We start from the raw sequence: 23,476 nt of genomic DNA, 5'->3' as shown, positions 1-23,476 counted from the left end.
CTCAAGGGCGGAGCAGGACCTTCCCGACGCGGGGGTCGCCGCTGCCCGTGAGCTCCATGGCCCGGCCGAACTCGTCGATGCCCAGCCGGTGCGTGAGGAGCCCGAGCGGTGTCAGCCGCCCGGCGGAGAAGGCGCGCACGGCGTAGGACCAGGCGCCGGAGGAGGCTCCGAAGGCGGTTCCGATGGACAGCTGCCGTCCGACGATCCCGGCGGGGTCGAGCCTTTCCGCCTCCTGGGCCGGGGTGCCCGCGAGGACCAGGCGTCCTCCCGGCCGCAGGAAGGAGGTCGCGGCGCGTGCGCTCGACGTCGTGCCCGCGGTGTCGATCACCGCGTCGAGGTCCGCGAGCCCGGAGGCGCGGTCCCAGGTCCGGTGGTCGGTGGCTCCGAAGCGGCGGGACAGGTCGGCCCTGCCGGGGCTCGCGCCGACGACCGTCAGTTCGTCCGGGGAGAAGGCGCCGAGGAGCTGCGCGGTGAGCAGGCCGAGGGTGCCGGCGCCGATGACGGCCACCCGCGAGCCGGGCAGGGGGCGCGCCTTGAGGACCGCGGCGGCGGCGCAGGCGGCCGGTTCGAGGAGCGCGGCGGCGGTGAGGTCGGCGTCCGGTGCCAGTGTGTGCAGCAGGCGCACGGGCAGGACGAGGGTGGGGGCCATGGCGCCGGGCAGGGTGAATCCCGTCTCCCCGCGGCCGGCGGCGCACAGGTGGGTCTCGCCGTCGCGGCAGGGCGCGCAGGTCTCGCAGTTCCGCAGTCCCTCCCCCACGACCTTGCGGCCGATCAGGGAGGCGGGCACGCCCTCTCCCACGGCGGTGACGGTGCCGGACCACTCGTGGCCGGGGGTGACCGGATAGCGCGCGTACGGCACGGGGCCGCGCCCCAGGTAGAGGTCGCGGTCCCTGTCGCAGATCCCGACGGCGTGGACGCGCACCCGGGCCTCGCCGGGCCCCGGCCGCCGAGGCGTGTGCTCCACGAGGCGGAACGTCCCAGGGGCGTCGAGGACGACGGCCCGCCCCCGAGGACTCACGGGAAGCCGCCAGGGGGGCCGGACCGAGTGGAACACATGGGACGACTCCTACTGTTCGATATCTCGGATGCTGTTCGAAATTGTGTCGCGACGATATGGAGCGTGGCGCGGACGTGTCAACGCCCGCCGCCCGCAGGGCTTTCGCGGGCGGAGGGCGCTCCTCGGGCCAAACTGTTAACGCTCACAAAGTTCGGTCGGCAGGCTCTCCGGGCTTGTCGGCCCGCGCCTGCGGACGGCAGGCCGGACCTCGGGCCGGCGGGGGTGCCCACCCCCGTTCGACGAGGCGAGACGGCCTCGAAAAGGGCCTGAGAATCCGCTCTTTCGCGCCTCCGGCGCGCTCCGCCGCCGGAGTACCCCCGCGAATCAAGAACGGGTAACGGCCGTACGAACCCTTGAGTTACAAGTCTGTTAGCGCTCACAATGTGTCGCGTTCGGCAGCCCACCGGTCGTCGGGGGCCGACGCGTCACCCCGCCTCCGCCCAGCCCGACCACCGCCGCGCAGCCATGCCCGCGCCGGGCCCATCCCCTTCCGGGCCCCGCCTGGTACGACGCACATCCCGAGAGGAACCACGCCATGGCCCACAGAACCCTCCGCATCCTCGCCGCCGTCGCCCTGACCGGCGGTGTGCTCACCGCCTGCACCACCGAGCCCGCGCCCGCCGGAACAGCCGGCGGCACCGGCAAGGGCTCCTCCGACGGCAAGCTGGTGCTCGGGTTCGCCCAGGTGGGAGCCGAGAGCGGATGGCGCACCGCCAACACCCAGTCCGTGCGCGAGGCGGCCGGGAAGGCCGGCATCGAGCTGAAGTTCTCCGACGCGCAGCAGAAGCAGGAGAACCAGATCAAGGCGATCCGCACCTTCATCCAGCAGAAGGTGGACGTCATCGCCTTCTCCCCGGTGGTGGAGTCCGGCTGGGACACCGTCCTCAAGGAGGCGAAGAACGCCGGCATCCCGGTGATCCTCACCGACCGCGCGGTCGACTCCCAGGACACCTCCCTCTACCGGACCTTCCTCGGCTCCGACTTCGTCAAGGAGGGCGAGGAAGCGGGCAAGTGGCTCGTGAAGGAGTACGAGGGAAGTTCCGGGACGGTCAACGTCGTCGAGCTCCAGGGCACCACCGGCTCCGCACCCGCCAACGACCGCAAGGCCGGCTTCGCCGACGTCGTCAAGGGCGACCCCAAGTTCAAGGTCGTCGCCTCCCAGACCGGCGACTTCACCCGCGCCAAGGGCAAGGAGGTCATGCAGGCCTTCCTCAAGTCCCACGAGGACATCGACGTCCTGTACGCCCACAACGACGACATGGCCCTGGGCGCCATCCAGGCCATCGAGGAGGCCGGGAAGAAGCCGGGCACCGACATCAAGGTGATCTCCGTCGACGGCATCAAGGACGCCTTCGTCGCCATGAAGGACAAGAAGATCAACGTGGTCGTCGAGTGCAACCCGCTCCTCGGCGACCAGCTCATGGAGCTCGTCAAGAAGGTGGCGGCGGGCGAGGACGTCCCGCGGCGGGTCGAGGTCGAGGAGGGCGTCTTCACCCAGGACCAGGCCGCGGCCGCCCTGCCCGGCCGCCAGTACTGATCCACCGCCCGCACCCGACCGGGAGGCGGCCCCGCGCCGCCCCCGGCCCCTCAGGAGAGGAGGGCGGATGACCGTCCCACCCACCCCCGGCACCCCCACCCGCACCGACCGGCCCGTCCTGGAGGCCCGCGGCATCCGCAAGGCGTTCCCCGGCGTCCTCGCCCTCGACGGCGTGGACCTGCGCCTCTTCCCCGGCGAGGTCCACGCGCTGATGGGCGAGAACGGCGCCGGCAAGTCGACGCTCATCAAGGTGCTCACGGGGGTCCACCCGCCCGACGCCGGGACGGTCTCCGTCGACGGCGGCCCCCGGCGGTTCGCCGAACCGCTGGAGGCACAGCACGCCGGAATCAGCACGGTCTACCAGGAGGTCAACCTCTGCCCCAACCTCTCGGTCGCCGAGAACATCCTCATCGGCCGCGAACCCCGGCGCCTGGGACTGGTCCACTGGTCGGCCCTCCACGCACGCGCGGAGCGGCTCATCACCGAGCTGGAGCTCGACCTCGACGTCCGCGCCCCGCTGAGCGCGCACTCCCTCGCCGTCCAGCAACTCGTCGCGATCGTCCGCGCCGTGGACGTCGAGGCGAAGGTCCTCGTCCTCGACGAACCCACCTCCAGCCTCGACCGCGACGAAGTCGCCCAGCTCTTCGCCCTGGTGCGCCGGCTCCGCGACCGGGGCGTCGCGATCCTCTTCGTCACCCACTTCCTCGACCAGGTCTTCGACCTGTGCGACCGGGTGACCGTCCTGCGCAACGGCCGCCTCGAAGGCGAGTACCGGATCGACGAGCTCACCCCCGTCACCCTGGTCCACCGCATGGTCGGCAGCGAACTGAGCACCCTCGACGCACTCGCGGAGACCTCGCACGACGGCACCTCCGCCCCCGCCCCCGAAGGCACCCCCTTCCTCAGCGCCCGCGGCCTCGCCCGGTCCGGCTCCATCCAGCCGTACGACCTGGACGTCCACCGGGGCGAGGTCATCGGTCTCGCCGGACTCCTCGGATCCGGACGCACCGAGGCCGCCCGGCTGCTCTTCGGAGCCGACCACGCCGACGGCGGCGAACTGCGCATCGACGGCGAACGCGCCGTCCTGCGCTCCCCGCGCGCCGCGATCGCCCGCAAGATCGCCTTCTGCTCGGAGAACCGCAAGGCGGAGGGCCTGATCGGCGAACTCACCGTCCGCGAGAACATCGTGCTCGCCCTCCAGGCCGCGCGCGGCTGGACCAGGCCCCTCTCGCGCGCCCGGCAGGACGAGATCGCCGCCCGGTGGACCGAGGCCCTCGACATCCGCCCGGCCGACCCCGAGGCCCGGGTCCGCAACCTCAGCGGCGGCAACCAGCAGAAGGTGCTGCTCGCCCGGTGGCTGCTCACCGACCCCGAGCTGCTGATCCTCGACGAGCCCACCCGGGGCATCGACATCGGCGCCAAGACGGAGATCCAGCGGCTCGTCGGCCGCCTCGCCGCGGAGGGCACGGCGGTCCTCTACATCTCCGCCGAGCTGGAGGAAGTGCTGCGGCTGAGCCACCGGGTCGGCGTGCTGCGCGACCACCGGCTCGTCGCCACCCTCCCCAACGACACCACCCTGACGCCCGACCGGATCCTGGGCGCCATCGCCACCGGAGCCACCTCATGACACCACCTGACGACACCGCCGCCCGGCGCCCGGCCCGGGCCCCCGGCGCCCGGCGGCTCACCGAACACCGGCTGTTCTGGCCCGCCGCCGCCCTGGCCGCCCTGCTGCTCGGAAACGTCGCGCTCACCCACGACTTCTTCGCCGTCCGCGTCCAGAACGGACACCTGTACGGCAGCCTGATCGACATCCTCCAGTTCGGCGCCCCCCTGATCCTGGTCTCGCTCGGCATGACCCTCGTCATCGCCACCCGGGGCATCGACCTCTCGGTCGGCTCCACGGTCGCCATCGCCGGCGCCCTCGCCTGCGAGCACATCGCCACCGCGGAGGACCCCGGCAGCCTCTCCACCGTCCTGGCCGCGATCGCGGTCGCGATCGGCGTCGCCGCCGTGATCGGCCTGCTCAACGGCTTCCTCGTCGCCCGGCTCGGCGTCCAGCCCATCGTCGCCACGCTGGTCCTCATGGTCGCCGGGCGCGGCGTGGCCCAGCTGATCACCGACGGCCAGATCATCAGCGTCTCCAGCGGCGCCTACAAGATGATCGGCGGCGGCTACTGGCTCACCCTCCCCTTCGCCGTCCTCCTGGCCGCGGCCCTCGTCGCCGCCACCTCCCTCGTCACCCGGCGGACCGCCCTCGGCATGCTCATCGAATCGGTGGGCGGCAACCCGGTCGCGAGCCGGCTCGTCGGCATCCGGGCCGCGGGCCTCCTGGTCATGGTCTACGTCGTCAGCGCCGTGTGCGCGGCGGTGGCCGGCCTGATGATCAGCTCCAACGTGTCCAGCGCCGACGGCAACAACGCCGGCCTGTGGATCGAACTGGACGCGATCCTCGCCGTGGTCATCGGCGGCACCGCCCTGACCGGCGGACGCTTCTCCCTCGGCGGGACGGTCCTGGGCGCGCTGATCATCCAGACCCTCTCGACCACCATCTACACCCTCGGCGTGCCGCCCGAGACCACCCTCGTCTTCAAGGCCCTGGTCGTCATCGTCGTCTGTCTCGCCCAGTCGCCCGCGTTCCGCGCGCGCCTTTCGCGCCGTCGCCGGACGACCGCACCCGACCCGGCTCCCGCGGCCGGCGACCTGACGGCCCGCCGGCAGGAGGTCCACCCGTGAGCACCACCCTCACCAAGCCGCTCCACCGCTTCTCCGCGCGCCACGCCGCCCGGCTGCCGCTCGTGGTGACGGCCACCCTGCTGGTCGCGATGTTCTCGGTCGGCTCCGTGCGGTACGAAGGCTTCTTCTCCGCGCAGGTCCTGCTCAACGTCCTCATCGACAACGGCTTCCTGCTCGTCGTGGCGATCGGCATGACGTTCGTCGTCCTGACCGGCGGGATCGACCTCTCGGTCGGCTCCATGGTGGCCCTCTCCACCATGCTGACCGCCTGGCTCGTCGAACAGAACGGCCTGCCGCTCGCCCTCGCGGTGCCGGTGGTCCTGCTCGTCGGCGCCGGCGGCGGGGCCCTCATGGGCTGGGTGATCCACGCCTTCGAGATCCAGCCCTTCATCGTCACCCTCGCGGGCATGTTCCTCGCCCGCGGCCTCTGCTACACGATCAGCACCGAGTCCGTCTCGATCACCGACCCGACGACCACCCGGATCGCCCAGACCCGGGTGCTGCTGCCCGGCGGCCTGTTCGTCTCGCCCGCCGTGGTCATCGCCCTGGTCGTGCTGGTCCTCGCCTTCGTCGTCCTCCACCACACCCGCTTCGGCCGCACCGTCTACGCCCTGGGCGGCAACGAGTCCTCCGCCCGCCTCATGGGCCTGCCCGTGGGCCGCACCAAGGTCATGGTGTACGCCGTGAGCGGCCTGTGCTCCGCCCTCGGAGGCCTGCTGCTGACCTTCTACATGCTGTCCGGCTACGCCCTGCACGCCGTCGGCATGGAACTCGACGCCATCGCCGCCGTCGTGATCGGCGGGACGCTGCTGACCGGCGGTTCCGGTTTCGTCCTGGGCACCGCGCTCGGCGTGACGGTCCTCGGTCTGATCCAGACCGTCATCAGCTTCCAGGGCACGCTCAGCTCCTGGTGGACCCGCATCGTCATCGGCGGCCTGCTGTTCGTCTTCATCCTCCTCCAGCGCCTCTTCGGCGGAGCCCGACGGGCGGAGTAGACCCCCGGCCACGAGGGGGCGGGGGTCCTTCCCCGCCCCCTTTCCCGCTGCGCCCCCTCGCGACCAAGGAACCTCCATGCACCCCTCCTCGCCCCCGCTCACCGGTGTCCCCCCGGTCTGCCGCCCCGACCCCCACGCCGGAGAACGCTGGACCTTCGGCTTCCCCGGCGGGCTCACCGCCGAGGTGCACACCCGCGGCGCCCGCCTCCACGGACTGTGGGCGCCGGACCGGTGGGGCACGCCGGCGGACGTCGTCCTCGCCCCCCGCGACCCGGCCCGGACGGCCACCACCGCCCGGTACTTCGGCTCCACCGTCGGCCGCTACGCGAACCGCATCGCACACGGCCGGTTCTCCCTGGACGGGACGGCGTACCGGCTCACCACCCAGGAGACGGGCCACTGCCTGCACGGCGGAACGGACGGCTTCGACACCCGCCTCTGGGAGGCCGAGAGCGTGCACACCCCCGGGTGGACCGGTGTGCTTCTGCGCCTGCGTAGTCCGGACGGCGACCAGGGCTTCCCGGGCAACCTGGACGTCACCGTCAGCTGCCTCGTCGGCCGGAACGACGAACTCGCCTTCTCCTACACGGCCGTCACCGACGCCCCCACCCTCGTCAACCTGACCAACCACGCCTACTTCAACCTGGAGGGCGAGGGCGCGGGCGACGTCCTCGGCCACGAACTGGCCGTCGACGCCTCCCACTACACGCCGGTCGACGCGGACCTCATCCCCCGCGGGGACCACCGCCCGGTCTCCGGCACCGCGTTCGACCTCCGCCGGCCGCTCCGGATCGCCGACGCCCTGGCACGCCCCGGCGCACCCGGCGGGTACGACCACAACTTCGTCCTGACCCCGCGCGGCGCCGGGACGCCGCGCCGGGCCGCCGTCCTGTACGCGCCGGCCACGGGCCGCCGCATGGAGGTGCTGACCACGGAGCCAGGGCTCCAGGTCTACACCGCGGGGCAGTTCGACGGCACGGTCCTCGGCAAGAGCGGTACGCCCTACGGGGCGAGCTCCGGCGTCGCGCTGGAGACCCAGCACTTCCCCGACTCCCCGAACCGCCCCGGCGACCCGTCGACGGTGCTGCGGCCGGGCGAGGAGTACCGGTCGAGGACGGTCCTGAGGTTCGGCGTCCGCGACTGACCGCGTCCGGAGACCGCCGTGCCCGCCGGTGGGGGATCCCGGCGGGCACGGTCGTGTCGGGAGCGTCGTCAGGCGCCCGCCCTGCGCTTGTTCCACACGTCGAAGCCGACCGCCGCGAGCAGCACGAGCCCCTTGATGACCTGCTGCCAGTCGGTGCCCACCCCGACGAGGTTCATGCCGTTGTTGAGCACGCCGAGGACCAGGCCGCCGATGATGGCGCCCAGGACGGTCCCGACGCCCCCGCTCATCGACGCCCCGCCGATGAACGCGGCGGCGATGGCCTCCAGTTCGAAGTTCACGCCCGCCTTCGGCGAGGCCGCGTTGAAGCGCGCCGCGAAGACGAGCCCGGCGAGCGCCGCGAGCATGCCCATGTTGAGGAAGACCGCGAAGGTCACCTTCCTGTCCTTGACCCCGGACAGCTTGGCGGCGGGGAGGTTGCCGCCGATCGCGTACACGTGGCGGCCGATCACCGCGTTGCGCATCACGTAGCCGAAGCCGACCAGCAGCACGGCGAGGATCAGGAGGACCACGGGCGCGCCCTTGTAGCTGGCGAGCAGCAGGGTCGTGACCAGGACCGCGGCGACGAGCGCCGTCACCTTCAGCGCGAACAGGCCCGCGGGGAGCGGCTCCAGGGCGAACTCCCTCTGCCTGCGGCGGTCCCGCACCTCCTGGAAGACCACGTAGGCGATGAGTCCCAGGCCGAGGAGCAGGGTCAGGTTGTGGTAGTTCGTCCGCGGCCCGACCTCCGGGAGGAAGCCGTTGGCGACCTTCTGCAGGCCTTCCGGGAACGGGCCGAGCGTCTGCCCCTTGAGGAAGATCTCGGTGAGCCCGCGGAAGAGCAGCATGCCGGCGAGGGTCACGATGAACGACGGTATGCCGACGTACGCGACGAAGAAGCCCTGGAGGGCGCCGGCGACGGCGCCGAGGAGCAGGGTGAGGAGCACCGCGACGGGCCAGGAGACGTGGTGCTCGACCATGAGCACCGCCCCGACGCCGCCCACCAGGGCCATCAGCGAGCCCACCGACAGGTCGATGTGCCCGGAGACGATGACGATCATCATGCCGATGGCCAGGACGAGGATGTAGCTGTTCTGCAGCACCAGGTTGGAGACGTTGCGCGGCAGCAGGAGGTCGCCGCCCGTCCACACCTGGAACAGCAGCACGATCAGACCGAGCGCGAAGAGCATGCCGTACTGGCGCATGTTCCGCCGCACACCGTCCAGGAGCACCCGGGTCACCGGTGTCCCCGGGGACGGGGCCCCGCTGCCCGGGGCCGCCGGGACGGTCGCTTCCTTGCCGACGTCGATGCTCATGCCTGGTGTCCTTCGGTGGGGGCGGTGGCCGCCCGCGGTGCGGGGGAGTCCTGCGTCATGTGCCGCATCAGCACTTCCTGGGTGGCGTCGGCACGGGCGACCTCGCCGGTCAGCCGCCCGGCGGCCATGGTGTAGATGCGGTCGCACATGCCGAGCAGTTCGGGCAGTTCGGAGGAGATGAGGAGGATCGCCTTGCCCTCGGCGGCGAGGCGGTCGATCACGGTGTAGATCTCGTACTTGGCTCCCACGTCGACCCCGCGCGTGGGCTCGTCGAGGACGAGGACGTCCGGTCCGGCGAGGATCCACTTGCTGAGGACGACCTTCTGCTGGTTGCCGCCGGACAGGCGGCCGACCGGTTCGAGGACGTTCGGGGCCTTGATGTTCATGGTGCGCCGGTACCGTTCGGCCACCCGGCGTTCCTCGTGCCCGTCCACGACGCCGCGGCGGGCGAGGGAGCCGAGGGACGCGAGCGAGATGTTCCGGCTCACGGAGTCCCCGAGGTCGAGACCGTAGTGCTTGCGGTCCTCGGTGACGTACGCGATGCCGTGGGCGACCGCCTCGGGGACCGTGCGCGTCCGCACCTCCCGGCCGTCCTTGAGGACGGTGCCCCGCTCGTAGCGGCCGTAGGAGCGCCCGAAGACGCTCATGGCGAGTTCGGTCCGGCCGGCGCCCATGAGTCCCGCGATCCCGACGATCTCCCCCCGCCGCACCCGGAGGGAGACGCCGTCGACGACCCTGCGGCCGCGGTCGAGCGGGTGGCGCACGGTCCAGTCGCGGATCTCCAGGACGGGGGTGGCGCCGGCCGGGCCCTCGTACGGCGTGCGCGCGGGGAAGCGGCTGTCGAGGTCCCGCCCCACCATGCCGCGGATGATGCGCTCCTCGGTGGTGGCCGGGTCCCGGACGTCGAGGGTCTCGACGGAGCGCCCGTCGCGCAGGATGGTGACGGAGTCGGCGATCCGGGCGATCTCGTTCAGCTTGTGCGAGATGAGGATCGAGGTGATGCCCTGGCCCTTCAGCTCCCGCATCAGCCCCAGCAGCTTCGCGCTGTCCTCGTCGTTGAGCGCCGCGGTGGGCTCGTCGAGGATCAGCAGGCGGACGTCCTTCGCCAGCGCCTTCGCGATCTCCACGAGCTGCTGCTTGCCGACCCCGAGGTCGGCGACCCGCGTCTCGGGGTGCTCGTCGAGCCCGACCCGCCGGAGGAGTCCGGACGCCCGGCGCAGCGCCTCGCGCCAGTCGACGATCCCGCGCCGGGACGGCTCGTTGCCGAGGAAGACGTTCTCGGCGATCGACAGGTGGGGGACGAGCGCCAGCTCCTGGTGGATGATGACGATCCCGCGCCGCTCGCTGGCCCTGATGTCCCTGAAGCGGCACGGCTCGCCGTCGAAGAGGATCTCGCCCTCGTACGTCCCGTGCGGGTGGACGCCGGACAGGACCTTCATCAGGGTCGACTTCCCGGCGCCGTTCTCCCCGCACAGGGCGTGCACCTCGCCGCGTTCCACGGACAGGGTCACCTCGGAGAGCGCCCTGACCCCGGGGAAGGCCTTGACGATGGACCGCATCTGGAGAAGGGCGGTCACTTCAGCGCCCCGGCGTCGATGTAGCCGGAGTCGACCAGGACCTTCCGGTAGTTCGACCGGTCGACGCTGACCGGGTCCAGCAGGTAGGCCGGAACCACCTTCCTGCCGTTGTCGTAGGTGGTCTCGTCGTTGGTCTCGGGCTTCTTGCCGTCGAGGACGGCCTCCACCATGTCCGCGGCGACCTGGGCCAGCGCGCGCGTGTCCTTGTAGACGGTCTGCGTCTGCTGTCCCGCGATGATCGACTTCACGGAGGCGACCTCGGCGTCCTGCCCGGTGACGACCGGCAGCGGCTTGGCGGCGCTTCCGTAGTCGTCGGACTTCAGCGCGGAGAGGATGCCGATGGAGATGCCGTCGTAGGGGGACAGCACGGCGTCGACCCGGGCCGAGGCGTACGAGGAGGTCAGCAGGTCGTCCATGCGCTTCTGCGCCGTCCCGCCGTCCCAGCGCAGGGTGGTGACCTGGTTGAGCCGGGTCTGCCCGGACCGCACGACCAGCCGCTTCTCGTCGAGGTAGGGCTTCAGCACCTTCATGGCGCCGTTGAAGAAGTACTTGGTGTTGTTGTCGTCGTTGGAGCCGGCGAACAGCTCGATGTTGAAGGGGCCCTTCTTCGCGTCGCCCTTCAGTCCCAGCTTGTCGACGATGTACGTGGCCTGGAGCTCGCCGACCTTCTCGTTGTCGAAGGAGGCGTAGTAGTCGACGTGCGGGGAGCCCAGGATGAGCCGGTCGTAGGAGATCACCGGGATGTGGGCGTCCGCCGCCTGCTGGAGGACGTTGGACAGGGCCTCGCCGTTGATGGCGGCCACGACCAGGGCGTCGACGCCCTGGGTGATCATGTTCTCGATCTGGGCGACCTGCTGGTCGGGGTCGTCCTCGCCGTACTGCAGGGTCGTGGCGAAGCCGGCCTTCTCCAGGCTCTCGGTCATGTTGCGGCCGTCGGCGATCCACCGCTCCGAGGACTTGGTGGGCATGGCGATGCCGATGGTGAGGTCCTGCTTGTCCTTCGACTCCTGGCTGCCGCCCTCGCTGTTCTGCCCGCAGGCGGTCAGGAGCAGGGCGCAGCCGGTGGTCACGGCGAGGAGGGCGGATGCGGATCGGAACTTCTTCATGGGCGTTACCCGGCAATCCCGTCGTCGAGGGCGGTTCCGGCCGGGCGGACGGGCTCGGCGGCAGCGCGTGTCCCCGCACCACCGGGACGGCGTCGTTCCGGCTGGGTGGCCAGGGCGTCGGCACCCCGGTCGAGCTAGATTGTTAGCGCTCACAACAGCGTGATACAAGAGGCGATAAGGTTTTTCTCGCATCGACGCACAGCCGTGAGCACGAAGAAGGGAGGCGAACGTGGCGCACCCCGCGGAAGACGTCCGCCCGCCGACGATGGCCGACGTCGCACGAGAGGCGGGGGTGTCCCACCAGACCGTCTCCCGGGTGCTGAGCGGTCACCCCAACGTGCGCGCGGCCACCCGGGACCAGGTCACCCTGGCCATCGAACGGCTCGGCTACCGCCGCAACTCCGCCGCGCGCGCCCTGGTGACGCGCCGCACCAGGACGCTGGGCGTCATCGCCGTCAACACCGCGCTGTACGGCCCCGCCAGCACCCTGACCGGCCTGGAGGAGGCGGCCCGCGAGGAGGGCTACCTCGTCTCGACCGTCAGTCTGCGCACCGGGGAGGGGCAGGGGCTCAAGGACGCCATCGACCACCTCGCGGCCTGGGGCGTGGAGGGCGTCGTCGCCATCACCCCGCAGCGCTCGCACGTCCAGGCGCTCGCCGAGCTGGACGCGCCCTTCCCCGTGGTCACCGTGGAGGGCGGCCACCAGCTCGACCTGCCCGGGGTCTCCCTCGACCAGGAACTGGGCGCCCGCATGGTCACCGAGCACCTGCTCGCCGCCGGGCACCGCGACGTCTGGCACGTGGCGGGCCCCGGCGACTGGCTGGAGAGCGAGGCCCGCACCGCCGGATGGCGCGCCGTCCTGGAGGAGAGCGGCATCCAGCCCCCGCGCGTCCTGACGGGGGACTGGAGCCCGCTGTCCGGGTACCGGGCGGGCCAGGAACTCGCGGGCCTCGCCCTGGGCCGCCGCGGGGCGCCCCCGGTCACGGCCGTCTTCGTCGCCAACGACCAGATGGCGCTCGGCGTCCTGAGGGCGCTGCGCGAAGGGGGCATCCGCACCCCCGCGCAGGTGGCCGTCGCCGGCTTCGACGACATCCCCGAGGCCGAGTACTTCCCTCCGCCGCTGACGACGGTCCGCCAGGACTTCGCCGCCATCGGCCGCCGGAGCATCGGCCTCCTGGTGGACCACATCGAGGGGCGCGCCCGGAAGGCCGAGCACCTCCTGGTGGAACCGCAGCTCATCATGCGCGCGAGCACCCGCCCGCCGGGCGAGGCCTGACGCGCGGGCCTGACGCGCGGGGCGGTCGCCGCCGCCGTGCTCCCGGGAGCACGGCGGCGGGCCCTGCCCCTGACGCGAGCCCTCCGGTGCCCAGCGGCGCGTACGGGCAGTACCGCCCGCGTACGGCCCCGTACCGCCCGCCTCCGCGCCCGTACGGTTCACGAGCGTGCCGGAGTCCATGTCCGCGTCGAAGCCCGTGTCCATGCCGAAGTCCGTGTCCGCGCCGGGCCGCCCGCGCCCTCGCCGTTCGCCGCACCCCGCCGCCGTTCGCCGCACCCCGCCGCCGGCCGCCGCGCCCCGTAGCGGGGCGCTTCCGTACCGGCCGGCCGCCGGGTGTCCCGTCCCCACCGTCGGGCGCCCCTGCCCCGGCCGCCGAACCTGCCTTCCGTCCGGCAGGACGCGGCCGCCGCCCCGCCCCGGCCGTCGAAGTGAGCGCTCACTTCAGAGGCCCCCTTCTCCACCCGATGTTCGACAGAACTGCGCCCGGCTCTTGTTCAACTGAATTGTGAGCGTTAACAATCAGAGTGATCCCCGCTCCCGCTCCGACGAGAGAGACCGCATCGTGACCCCACACGCCCTTTCCGGCCCCGCGGCCCCGCACCACCCCGAGGCATGCACCATCGGAGTCGACTTCGGCACCCTCTCGGGGCGCGCCGTCGTGGTCAGGGTCCGGGACGGCGCCGAACTGGGTTCGGCGGTGCACGAGTACCGCCACGCGGTCGTCGAGGACCGCCTGCCCTCCACCGGAGCCCCCCTGCCCCCCGACTGGGCCCTGCAGCACCCCGAGGACTGGCGCGACGTCCTGCGCACCGCCGTGCCCGCGGCGCTCGCCGACGCCGGAACCGACCCGGCGCACGTGATCGGCATCGCCACCGACTTCACCGCCTGCACGGTCCTGCCCACCACCCCGGACGGCACCCCGCTCGCCCTCACGCCCGAGTGGGCCGGCCGCCCGCACGCCTGGCCCAAGCTGTGGAAGCACCACGCGGCCCAGGAGCAGGCCGACCGCATCAACGCCCTCGCCCACGCCCGCGGCGAGAAGTGGATCGCACGGTACGGCGGCAGGATCTCGTCCGAATGGCAGTACGCGAAGGCCCTCCAGGTCCTGGAGGAGGACCCCGCCGTCTACGCGGCCTGCGCCCGCTGGATCGAGGCGGCCGACTGGATCGTCTGGCAGCTCACCGGCACCGAGTCCCGCAACACCTGCACCGCCGGCTACAAGGGCATCCACCAGGACGGCGCCTACCCCTCGCCGGACTACCTCGCCGCGCTCCACCCGGACTTCGCCGACTTCCCCGCCACGCGCCTGGAACACCCGCTCTCGCCGTTGGGCTCCCGCGTCGGCGGACTGGGCGCCACGGCCGCCCGCTGGACGGGCCTGCCCGAGGGCATCGCCGTCGCGGCGGGCAACGTCGACGCCCACGTCGCCGCGCCCGCGGCGGGAGCCGTGGAGAACGGCCGGATGCTCGCCATCATGGGCACCTCCACCTGCCACGTCCTCAACGGCGCCGCCCTCGCCGAGGTCCCCGGCATCTGCGGGGTCGTCGACGGCGGCATCGTCGAGGGCGCCTACGGCTACGAGGCCGGCCAGAGCGCGGTCGGCGACATCTTCGCCTGGTGGCTCCGCCAGGGCGTCCCCGAGTCGTACCGCGCCGAGGCCGAGGCGGCGGGCGAGGACCTGCACCGGCTGCTGACCCGCAAGGCCGCGGGGCAGCCGGTCGGCGCGCACGGCCTGGTCGCCCTGGACTGGATGAACGGCAACCGCTCCGTCCTGGTCGACCACCACCTCTCCGGCGTCATCGCCGGCCTCACCCTCGACACCCGGCCCGAGGACGTCTACCTGGCCCTCCTCGAATCCACCGCCTACGGCACCCGGACGATCGTCGAGACCTTCGAGAACGGCGGGATCCCCGTCGAGGAGTTCATCGTCACCGGAGGGCTCAGGAAGAACGCCCTGCTCATGCAGATCCACGCAGACGTGCTCCGCCGCCCCGTCTCCCTCGGCACCTCCGAACAGGGCCCGGCACTCGGCTCCGCCATCCACGCCGCCGTCGCCGCGGGTGCGTACCCCGACGTCCGCTCCGCGGCCTCCGTCATGGGCAGCGTCCGGCGCCACGCGTACCTGCCCGACCCCGCGCGGGCGGACGCCTACGACGCGCTGTTCCGCGAGTACCGCGCCCTGCACGACCACTTCGGCACCGGCACCGACCTCCTCCTGCACCGCCTGCGACGGATCCGCAACACCGCGCGCCTCGCCACCACCGCCTGACCGGCCCGGGCCGCCCCTCCACACCCCGGCCGGCCCCGAGAACCCGCCGGAAACCCCGCACTCCCAAGGAGCACACCCGACATGACGCTCGCCCAGCCCGACCGCGAGATCTGGTTCCTCACCGGAAGCCAGGGCCTCTACGGCGACGACACCCTGGCCCAGGTCGCCGACCAGTCCCGCTCGCTCTGCGCCACCCTCGCCGGCCGGCCCCAGCTGACCGTCCGCCTGGTGTGGAAGCCGGTCCTCACCGACGCGGCCGCCATCCGCGCGCTCTGCCTGGAGGCCAACGCCGACGACCGCTGCGTCGGCCTGATCGCCTGGATGCACACCTTCTCCCCGGCCAAGATGTGGATCGCCGGCCTCGACGCCCTGCGCAAGCCCCTGCTGCACCTGCACACCCAGGCCAACCGCGCACTGCCCTGGTCCACCATCGACATGGACTTCATGAACCTGAACCAGGCCGCCCACGGCGACCGCGAGTTCGGCTTCGTTCAGACCCGCCTCGGCGTCCCGCGCAAGACCGTGGCCGGCCACGTCTCCACCCCCGAGGTCGTCGACCGCATCGCCGGATGGGCCCGCGCCGCCGCCGGCCGCGCCGAACTCACCACCCTCAGACTCGCCCGCTTCGGCGACAACATGCGCGACGTCGCCGTCACCGAGGGCGACAAGGTCGAGGCGCAACTGCGGTTCGGGGTCTCGGTCAACACCTACGGCGTCAACGACCTCGTCGCCGCGGTCGACGCCGCCGACGAGTCCACCGTCACCGCCCTCGTCAAGGAGTACCAGGACCTCTACGCCCTCGCCCCCGAGCTGCGCCCCGGCGGCGAGCGCCACGACTCCCTGCGCCACGCCGCCCGCATCGAGGCCGGACTGCGCGCCTTCCTCACCGAAGGCGGCTTCCGCGCCTTCACCACCAACTTCGAGGACCTCGGCGGCCTGCGCCAGCTGCCCGGCCTCGCCGTCCAGCGCCTGATGGCCGACGGCTACGGCTTCGGCGGGGAAGGGGACTGGAAGACCGCCACCCTGCTGCGCACCCTGAAAGCGATGGCCCACGGACGGCCCGGCGGCACCTCCTTCATGGAGGACTACACCTATGACCTGACGCCCGGTCAGGAACTCATCCTCGGCGCCCACATGCTGGAGGTCTGCCCTTCGATCACGACGGGGAGGCCCAGCTGCGAGATCCACCCGCTCGGCATCGGCGGACGCGAGGACCCGGTCCGCCTCGTCTTCGACGCGGACCCCGGCCCGGCCGTCGTCGTCGGCCTCGCCGACATGGGCGACCGGTTCCGCCTCGTCGCGAACCACATCGACGTCGTCGCCCCGCCCGAGCCGCTGCCCGAGCTCCCCGTCGCCCGCGCCGTCTGGCGTCCCCGCCCCGACCTCCGTACCTCCACCGAGGCCTGGCTGACGGCCGGAGCGCCGCACCACACCGTCCTGACCACCGCCCTCGGCGGCGAGGAGCTCGACGACCTCGCCGAGATGCTGCGGACCGAACTGGCCGTCATCGACGAGGACACCACCGTCCGGCGGTTCACGCGCGAACTGCGCTGGAACCAGGCGTACCACCGTCTGGCGCAGAGCCTGTGACCGCCACCACGAGGACGGAGCCCTCCGTGCACCCCACCGTCTCCGAGGAGCTGCGCCGCGAGGTGCTGGAGGCCAACCTCCGCATCCCCCGGGCCGGTCTCGCCACCCTCACCTGGGGCAACGTGAGCGGGGTCGACCGGGAGGCCGGCGTCTTCGTCATCAAGCCCTCGGGCGTGACCTACGACGCCCTGACCGCAGAGGACCTGGTCGTCGTCTCGCTGGCCGACGGCAGCGTGGTGGAGGGCCGGCTGCGGCCGTCCACCGACACGGAGACGCACCGGAGCCTCTACCTGGCCTTCCCCTCCATCGGCGGCGTGACCCACACGCACTCCACCCACGCCGTCGCCTTCGCCCAGGCCCGGCGCCCGATACCGGTGCTCGGCACGACCCACGCGGACACCTTCAACGGTCCCGTCCCCGTCACCGAGGTCCTCACCCCGGAGCAGTGCGCCACGGACTACGAGTACCACACCGGCCAGGTCATCGTGGACCTGCTGGGCCGTGACGACGTCCGGGCCCGGGAGGTCCCCGGCGCCCTGGTGGCCCACCACGGCCCCTTCACCTGGGGCGCCGACGCCACCGCGTCCCTGGAACACGCCGTCATCTGCGAGGCGGTGGCCGAGATGGCCCTCCACACCCTCGCCCTGGGCGCGGTCGAGCCCCCGCGGCACCTCCTGGACCGCCACTTCACCCGCAAGCACGGCCCCGATGCGTACTACGGCAACCCTTCCGCCGTCTGACTGCGCCGAGGGGAGCCAGGGTCACCCTGGCTCCCCTCCGTGGTGCGGGTGTCAGCGCTCCGGGTCAGGCACGGGTCCAGCGCTGGTTGGTGCCGTTCGAGCACGAGTAGAGCTGGATCGGCGTGCCGTTGGCGGTGCCGGCGCCGACGGCGTCGAGGCAGAGGCCGGACTGGACGCCGACGATGGAACCGTCGGAGTTGAGGCGCCACTTCTGGTTGTCGCCGCCCCAGCAGCCGTAGATCTGCACCTTGGTGCCGTTGCCGGTGCCGGCGGCGTCCAGGCACTTGTCGCCGTAGACCCTCAGCTCACCCGCGGCGGTGTAGGTCCACTGCTGGTTGGTGCGGCCGTTGCAGTCCCACAGCTGGAGCTGGGTGCCGTCGGTGGTGACGGCGTTGGGCACGTCCAGACAGCGGCCCGAGGCGACGCCCTTGATCTGTCCGGCGCCGGGGGAGGGGGTCGGCGTGGGGGTGGGAGTCGGGTTGGGGTTGGGGGAGGCGGCGTTGAGCGCGTCGAGGACGGAGGTGTACGCCGGCTTCTTGCTCCCGTCGCCGTTGAACAGCAGCGGCGTGTCACCGGCTCGCCAGGAGTCCGTGTCGCGCACGCCCCAGACGGTGATGCCCAGGCAGCGCGGTACGGCCAGGCAGTCGTTGGTCACGTTGGCGTAGGTCGTGCCCGAGGCGCCCTGGATGTCGAGTTCGGTGACGGCGACGTCGACGCCGAGGGCGGCGAAGTTCTGGAGGGTGGTGCGGAAGTTGCTGTGGTAGGGACTGCCGCTGTTGAAGTGCGACTGGAAGCCGACGCAGTCGATGGGCACGCCGCGCTGCTTGAAGTCCTTGACCATGGCGTACATGGCCTGGGTCTTCGCCCAGGTCCAGTTCTCCACGTTGTAGTCGTTGTAGCAGAGCTTGGCGGCCGGGTCGGCGGCGCGGGCGGTGCGGAAGGCGACCTCGATCCAGTCGTTGCCGCTGCGCTGCAGGTTGGAGTCGCGCCGGGCGCCCGAGCTGCCGTCGGCGAAGGCCTCGTTCACGACGTCCCACTGGGCGATCTTGCCCTTGTAGTGGGTCATCACGCCGGTGATGTGGTTGTTCATGGCCTGGCGCAGCGCGCTGCCGCTGAGGTTCTGCATCCAGGCGGGCTGCTGGGAGTGCCAGGCCAGGGTGTGGCCCCGTACCTGCTTGCCGTTCTGCACCGCCCAGTTGTAGACGCGGTCGCCGGCGGTGAAGTCGAACCGGCCCTGCTGGGGTTCGGTGGCGTCGATCTTCATCTCGTTCTCGGCGGTCACCGAGTCGAACTCGCGGTTCGCGATCGTCGTGTACGTCGCGTCGCCGAGCCTGCCCGACGCGATGGCGGTGCCGAAGTACCGGCCGCTCTGCGCCGCGGCGCTGCCGAGCGTGCTCTCGGCGGCCTCCGAGGCCGACGGAGCGACCAGCACGGCGGTGGAGCCGAGGACGCCGACGAGCAGCGCCGCGCCCAGGCCGCCGATCTTCCGGCGGACGGTGGGCGGGAAGGGAGTGGGGGAACGCATGGAGGGACCTCCGGGAAGGAAATGCGGAATGATTTCGAGCGCGGCAGAGGGAATCTCCGTCTGCGGTGTCCGCGCTCAGGGGAAAGAGGGCGTGCCGCCAGGGCACGAGGATTCGCGGCCGACGCTGTGTCGCGTCGGCGAAGAAGTGAATCCGCCTCGGGAATCAGTGTGGAAATTCGACGAGAGCATGTCAATGGTTTCGAAGATGTTTCGAATCCACTGCTTCTTCGCGGGGGTTCTGGAGATGAATATGCAGACGCCTTCCGTGTCGAAACATTTCGACACGGAAGGCGTCTGCGGGGAAAGCGTCGTGGAGCCGTCCACGCCTTTTCGGTGAAGCCGCGGGCGCAGACGCACGGAAATGCGGGATCGGGCCGGAATCCCCTGTGGGGGAATGCGGTGAAGGGGTGCTTTTCGGGGCACGGGCACGGCCCGCCGGCGTCACCGCCGGACCGACGGCTCCGGCGGTGGGGGATAGGCGAGGTCAAACCACGGGAAAAGCGCTCGGTTGGTGGACGGGCGGCCGTGGGAGGTGGCGTAGACGCCGACCTGGACGCTGGTGAACAGGGGGGTCAGGAAGGAGGCCTCGACGGTGGCCAGGTCCTGCCAGGCGCCGTCGGGTGCCGCGTGGGCGAAGGTGTGGGCGAAGCCGCGGACGCGGACCCCCAGGCGGACGGGGCCGGGGGAGGGGGCGGCGCGGGCCAGGACCTCGGGCCCGCGGCGGAGGACGAGTCCTTCCGCTGTGCGCAGGAGGAGCAGGTGGGCGTCGTCGTCCAGGACGACGGCGAGGCCGGCCTCCTCGCCCGGTGCGGCGGGGGTGAAGTGCAGCTCGGTGGAGGCGTCGCAGTCGGGTTGCTCCTGGGGGCGGACCAGGAGGGAGGGGACGGAGCGTTCGCCGAGGCGTTCGGGGCGGAGCCGGAGGCGGAGCCCGTCGCCGGTGGTCCAGAACGGCGCGCGCGGGGTGCCCAGGGCGTTCCAGTCGGCGGAGAGGACGGCGAAGTCGTCGTGGAGACGGTGGCGGGGGCTCGTGTGGCCGACCGGGGAGAAGACCGGGCGGCCGTCCCGCCAGGTGACCGCGGCGAGGAAGGTCTCGCGGCCGATGGCGGAGCCCGGACGCACGCCCAGGAGGACGGTCCGCCAGTCGCCGTCCGGGGTGCGCACGAGGTCGGCGTGCCCGGTGCAGGTGACCGGACCCGTGGCGGGAGGCAGCACCGGGTTGCCGGGGACGCCCTCGTACGGGCCGGTCACGTGGCCGGCGCGGGCGGCCACCACGCTGTGGTCCGCCTCGGTGCCGCCCTCCGCGGTGAGCAGCAGGTAGCCGCCGTCGACCCTGTAGAGGTGCGGGGCCTCCACCCACCGGGCGCCCGGCCGGCTCCCCGACCACAGGACGTACTCCGGTCCCGTGAGCCGCCGTTCGCGGGGAAGGTACTCGCGCATCCAGATCTCGGTGCGGCCGGCCGCCTCGTCCAGGACGCGGGCTGCGGTGAACCAGGCGCGGCCGTCCCCCTCGCCCGGCCCGTCGCCCTCGCCCGGCCCGTCCCCCTCGCCCGGCCCGTCGTCGAAGAACAGCGACGGGTCGAAACCCTCGCCCTCCAGCCGGCACGGCTCGGACCACGGCCCCGCCGGGTCGGTCGCCGTGACGACGAAATGGCCGGGGCCGTCCATCAGCGTGCAGACGAGGTGGAACACCCCGTCGTGGTGCCTGATCGTGGGCGCGAACAGACCGCGCGAGGGCCCGCACCCGGTGAGGTCGAGCTGGGACGGCCGGTCGAGCGCGGAGCCGACGCGCCGCCAGTTCACGAGGTCGCGGCTGTGGAACACGGGAAGGCCCGGAAACCATTCGAAGCTGGAGGTCACCAGGTAGTAGTCCGCGCCCACCCGGCACACGGACGGGTCGGGCCGAAACCCGGGCAGCACGGGCTCGCCGAAGGACGTGCTCACGGGACGGGAACGCTCTCGGCCGGCGAGGACGGCACGCGGCCGTCCTCCGGGCGGCGCACGGGGCCGCGCGGGGTGCGCGCGGACGCGGGGAGGAAGGGGAAGCGCCGGGGCTCGTTCAAGGGGGTCTCCTAGGAAGGGGGCGGGGCGGTGGAGAGGCGGACCTTGAGCTCGGTCGAGAGTTCCATCCGGGGGCTGACCAGGGGCTGGCCGTCCAGGAGCTGGAACAGCGTGCGGGCGGCGACCCGGCCCATCTCCTCCAGCGGCTGACGCACCGTCGTCAGCGGCGGCGACAGCCAGTCGCACATCGGCAGGTCGTCGAAGCCGACCACGCTGAGGTCCTGGGGAATGCGCAGGCCGCCCTGCCGGGCGGCCTCGTAGACGCCCATCGCCTGCTGGTCGCTGCCGGCGAAGACGGCGGTCGGCGGCTCGGGCAGGGCGAGCAGCTCCCGGGCGCACCGGAACCCGCCCTCGTGCTGGAAGTCCCCGAACCGGATCAGGTCGCGGTCGACCTCGACCCCGGCCCGCTCCAGGGCGGCCCGGTAGCCGTCGATGCGGGCCTGGCTGCAGAGCATTTCCCTGCGCCCGCCGATCGTGGCGATCCTGCGGTGCCCCAGCTCGAGCAGGTGCTCGGTGGCCGCGAGGCCGCCGGCCCAGTTGGTCGCCCCGACGCTGGGCACGCCGCTGCCCGGCAGGTCGATCGGGTCGATGACGACCAGCGCCGCCCCCGCCCTCTCGACCTGGGCGCGCTGGGCCTGGGTGACCGAGGCGGTGACGAGGATGACGCCGTCGCTGTGGTGCAGGGCCGGGAGCGCGGTCCAGCTGGACGGCGCGGCCTCGCCCGGCGGGACGAGCGACACGACGGTGCCGACGCTCCGCCGGCCGCACTCGGCCTCGACGCCGCGCAGTATCTCCACCGCCCACGCGCTGTCCAGACCGCCGATGATCAGGTCGACGAGTCCCGATCTGCGGGCCCTGCCCTGCCGGCCGGGCGGGAGGTAGTGGTGGGCCTGCAGCAAACCCTCGATCCGTTCGCGCGTCGAGGGTGCGACATCGGAGCGGCCGTTGATCACCTTGGACACGGTGGCTTGGGAAACTCCTGCTTCCGCGGCGATGAAGGCCAGGGTCGGGCGCTGTTCGCTCAACTTCTCTCCTCGGTGCGGACGCCTTCGGCCGACGATAGGTATCGCAAACTTTCGATGAGTTTCCGGGCGGCCCGACCTGCTTGTCAACCCCGTGAACATGCATTGTCCGTAGATAAATCGGCGCGAGGGGTTGACCGGTGGGCGCCGCGTTCCTAGTTTGTGGCAGCGCAGAATTCGAGAGTATTTCGAAACTTTTTCGAGTGTGAACCGGCATTCCCCACCCCGGAGGTCCCATGACCAGCACCCTCCCCAGCCGACGGAACTTCCTGGCGCTCTCGGGCCTGACCGCCCTGTCCGTCTCCCTGACCGCGGCCTGCGGGTCCGGCGGGTCCGGTGACGGGCCCGCGGGCGACGGCAAGGTGTCCTTCGCGTGGTGGAACATCGCCACCACCGAACCCGGCAAGTCCCTCTTCCCGCAGATCTCCTCGGCCTTCACGGCCGCCCACCCGAACGTCGCGATCGACACGACCTCGCTGGAGAACGAGGCGTTCAAGTCCAAGCTGACCGCGACCACCTCGTCGGGGAAACTGCCCGACGTCTTCCAGACCTGGGGCGGCGGCGTGCTGCGGCAGCAGGTCGACGCGGGGCTGGTGGAGGACCTCACCGACGTGCTCGGCTGGTCGTCCGAGCTCACCCCGGTCTCGCTCCAGGCCTACCAGTTCGAGGGCCGGACCTACGGGGTCCCCTACGACATCGGCATGGTCGGCTTCTGGTACAACAAGAAGCTCTTCGCCAGGGCCGGGATCACCACCCCACCCGCCACCTGGGCCGAACTCCTCGACGACGTCGGGAAGCTCAAGGCGGCCGGCATCACCCCGATCGCCCTCGCCGGCAAGGAGAAGTGGCCGGGCCACTACTACTGGGCCTACCTCGCGATGCGCGTCGCCGGTCTCCCCGCGCTGCAACAGGCCGCGACCACCAAGGACTTCACCGGCGACGGCTTCGTCCAGGCGGGCGCCCGCCTCAAGGAGCTGGTCGACCTCCAGCCCTTCCAGCCCGCCTTCCTCGGTGCCGGCTACGCCACCCCCGGGGGCCAGGCCGCGACCATGGGCAACGGCAAGGCCGCCATGGAGCTGATGGGCCAGTGGGGACCGTCGGTGCAGAAGGACGCGGGTGCCGACCTCGGAGCGGACCTGGGCTTCTTCCCCTTCCCGACGGTCGACGGAGGGGCCGGCAGGATCACCGAGGTGTTCGGCGGTGGCGGCGGCTTCGCGCTGCGCAAGGGGGCCCCGAAGGAGGCTCTGGACTTCCTGAGGTTCTTCGTCCTGGAGAACGAGTCGAAGCTGCTGGCCTCCAACGGCTACCTTCCGGTGGTCAAGGGCGCGGAGGGCCAGTTGACCGACGCCAACAAGAAGGTGGTGGCCGACAGCCTGGCCAGGGCGACGGGCTTCCAGCTCTTCCTCGACCAGGCCTATCCGCCGGCGGTCGGGCAGGAGGTCAACGACAGCGTCGCCGACCTCATCGCGGGCAAGAAGACGCCCGAGCAGGTCACCGCGTCGATCACCGAGGCTGCGAAGAGTGCCTAGCT

Annotated in this window: 19 protein-coding genes; 11 read left to right on the top strand and 8 right to left on the bottom strand. The window is 72.0% G+C overall.

Annotation, left to right across the window (positions count from 1 at the left end; all coding sequences use genetic code 11):
• Position 1: 1 nt before the first annotated feature.
• Positions 2–964, bottom strand: coding sequence for a zinc-binding dehydrogenase (locus ACFW6A_RS15805; RefSeq protein ID WP_386641062.1), 963 nt, complete (start codon positions 962–964; stop codon positions 2–4).
• 628 nt (positions 965–1,592) lie between these two features.
• Between ACFW6A_RS15805 and ACFW6A_RS15800 the strand changes: the two genes are divergently transcribed.
• The 5 genes from ACFW6A_RS15800 (at position 1,593) to ACFW6A_RS15780 (ending at position 7,469) form a co-directional block, all read left to right on the top strand.
• Entirely contained in the window at positions 1,593–2,594 is a 1,002-nt protein-coding gene (locus tag ACFW6A_RS15800; protein WP_351845598.1) for an ABC transporter substrate-binding protein, read from the top strand.
• 67 nt (positions 2,595–2,661) lie between these two features.
• Complete coding sequence (locus ACFW6A_RS15795; protein WP_351845596.1) at positions 2,662–4,221, top strand: sugar ABC transporter ATP-binding protein; 1,560 nt, start codon at positions 2,662–2,664, stop codon at positions 4,219–4,221.
• Entirely contained in the window at positions 4,218–5,330 is a 1,113-nt protein-coding gene (locus ACFW6A_RS15790) for an ABC transporter permease (protein WP_386641059.1), read from the top strand. The genes ACFW6A_RS15795 and ACFW6A_RS15790 overlap by 4 nt, the downstream gene beginning before the upstream one ends.
• Positions 5,327–6,325 carry a galactofuranose ABC transporter, permease protein YjfF gene (yjfF, locus tag ACFW6A_RS15785; RefSeq protein WP_351845592.1) on the top strand — a complete coding sequence of 333 codons (999 nt, stop codon included), beginning with the start codon at positions 5,327–5,329 and terminating at the stop codon, positions 6,323–6,325. The genes ACFW6A_RS15790 and yjfF overlap by 4 nt, the downstream gene beginning before the upstream one ends.
• 76 nt (positions 6,326–6,401) lie before the next feature.
• A complete protein-coding gene (locus tag ACFW6A_RS15780; protein WP_351845590.1) occupies positions 6,402–7,469 on the top strand; it encodes an aldose epimerase family protein in 1,068 nt (355 codons plus the stop codon).
• A gap of 68 nt (positions 7,470–7,537) precedes the next feature.
• On the opposite strand, the gene mmsB is transcribed toward ACFW6A_RS15780, so the two are convergent.
• The 3 genes from mmsB to chvE are packed head-to-tail and all read right to left on the bottom strand — an operon-like array spanning position 7,538 to position 11,465.
• Positions 7,538–8,782 carry a multiple monosaccharide ABC transporter permease gene (gene mmsB / locus ACFW6A_RS15775; RefSeq protein ID WP_351845588.1) on the bottom strand — a complete coding sequence of 415 codons (1,245 nt, stop codon included), beginning with the start codon at positions 8,780–8,782 and terminating at the stop codon, positions 7,538–7,540.
• Entirely contained in the window at positions 8,779–10,341 is a 1,563-nt protein-coding gene (gene mmsA / locus ACFW6A_RS15770) for a multiple monosaccharide ABC transporter ATP-binding protein (protein ID WP_351845696.1), read from the bottom strand. The genes mmsB and mmsA overlap by 4 nt, the downstream gene beginning before the upstream one ends.
• Before the next feature lie 14 nt (positions 10,342–10,355).
• Complete coding sequence (gene chvE, locus ACFW6A_RS15765; protein WP_351845586.1) at positions 10,356–11,465, bottom strand: multiple monosaccharide ABC transporter substrate-binding protein; 1,110 nt, start codon at positions 11,463–11,465, stop codon at positions 10,356–10,358.
• A gap of 229 nt (positions 11,466–11,694) precedes the next feature.
• Between chvE and ACFW6A_RS15760 the strand changes: the two genes are divergently transcribed.
• From ACFW6A_RS15760 to araD, 4 genes are all read left to right on the top strand, one after another.
• Complete coding sequence (locus ACFW6A_RS15760; RefSeq protein ID WP_351845584.1) at positions 11,695–12,741, top strand: LacI family DNA-binding transcriptional regulator; 1,047 nt, start codon at positions 11,695–11,697, stop codon at positions 12,739–12,741.
• 562 nt (positions 12,742–13,303) lie between these two features.
• On the top strand, positions 13,304–15,010 hold the full coding sequence (gene araB, locus ACFW6A_RS15755; RefSeq protein ID WP_351856281.1) for a ribulokinase: 1,707 nt from the start codon (positions 13,304–13,306) through the stop codon (positions 15,008–15,010).
• 81 nt (positions 15,011–15,091) lie between these two features.
• Positions 15,092–16,600 carry an L-arabinose isomerase gene (araA, locus tag ACFW6A_RS15750; protein WP_386641054.1) on the top strand — a complete coding sequence of 503 codons (1,509 nt, stop codon included), beginning with the start codon at positions 15,092–15,094 and terminating at the stop codon, positions 16,598–16,600.
• A 26-nt stretch (positions 16,601–16,626) separates the two neighbouring features.
• The gene (araD, locus tag ACFW6A_RS15745; RefSeq protein WP_386641051.1) at positions 16,627–17,340 is read left to right on the top strand and encodes an L-ribulose-5-phosphate 4-epimerase AraD; all 714 of its coding nucleotides are present in this window, start codon (positions 16,627–16,629) and stop codon (positions 17,338–17,340) included.
• 64 nt (positions 17,341–17,404) lie between these two features.
• Here araD and ACFW6A_RS15740 read toward each other — a convergent pair whose 3' ends face one another.
• Complete coding sequence (locus tag ACFW6A_RS15740; RefSeq protein ID WP_351856275.1) at positions 17,405–18,865, bottom strand: endo-1,4-beta-xylanase; 1,461 nt, start codon at positions 18,863–18,865, stop codon at positions 17,405–17,407.
• A gap of 28 nt (positions 18,866–18,893) precedes the next feature.
• Here ACFW6A_RS15740 and ACFW6A_RS15735 point away from each other — a divergent pair, with 28 nt between their 5' ends.
• Positions 18,894–19,202: a hypothetical protein gene (locus ACFW6A_RS15735; RefSeq protein WP_386641047.1), complete on the top strand. Its 309-nt coding sequence runs from the start codon at positions 18,894–18,896 to the stop codon at positions 19,200–19,202.
• A 104-nt stretch (positions 19,203–19,306) separates the two neighbouring features.
• Here the strand turns inward: ACFW6A_RS15735 and ACFW6A_RS15730 are convergent, their stop codons facing one another.
• The 3 genes from ACFW6A_RS15730 to ACFW6A_RS15720 are packed head-to-tail and all read right to left on the bottom strand — an operon-like array spanning position 19,307 to position 21,948.
• The gene (locus ACFW6A_RS15730) at positions 19,307–20,806 is read right to left on the bottom strand and encodes a family 43 glycosylhydrolase (RefSeq protein ID WP_386641044.1); all 1,500 of its coding nucleotides are present in this window, start codon (positions 20,804–20,806) and stop codon (positions 19,307–19,309) included.
• Positions 20,803–20,925, bottom strand: a complete 123-nt coding sequence (locus tag ACFW6A_RS15725) for a hypothetical protein (RefSeq protein ID WP_386641041.1) — start codon at positions 20,923–20,925, stop codon at positions 20,803–20,805. Before ACFW6A_RS15725 ends, ACFW6A_RS15730 begins: the two co-directional genes overlap by 4 nt.
• Positions 20,926–20,934: 9 nt before the next feature.
• The gene (locus ACFW6A_RS15720) at positions 20,935–21,948 is read right to left on the bottom strand and encodes a LacI family DNA-binding transcriptional regulator (RefSeq protein WP_351856271.1); all 1,014 of its coding nucleotides are present in this window, start codon (positions 21,946–21,948) and stop codon (positions 20,935–20,937) included.
• Positions 21,949–22,181: 233 nt separating this feature from the next.
• On the opposite strand from ACFW6A_RS15720, the gene ACFW6A_RS15715 reads away from it, so the two are divergent.
• Positions 22,182–23,474 carry an extracellular solute-binding protein gene (locus ACFW6A_RS15715; protein ID WP_386641038.1) on the top strand — a complete coding sequence of 431 codons (1,293 nt, stop codon included), beginning with the start codon at positions 22,182–22,184 and terminating at the stop codon, positions 23,472–23,474.
• Positions 23,475–23,476 lie beyond the last annotated feature (2 nt).

It is taken from the genome of Streptomyces sp. NPDC058758 (assembly GCF_042746075.1).
Lineage (GTDB): Bacteria > Actinomycetota > Actinomycetes > Streptomycetales > Streptomycetaceae > Streptomyces.
This window is presented reverse-complemented; position numbering and strand designations above follow the sequence as displayed.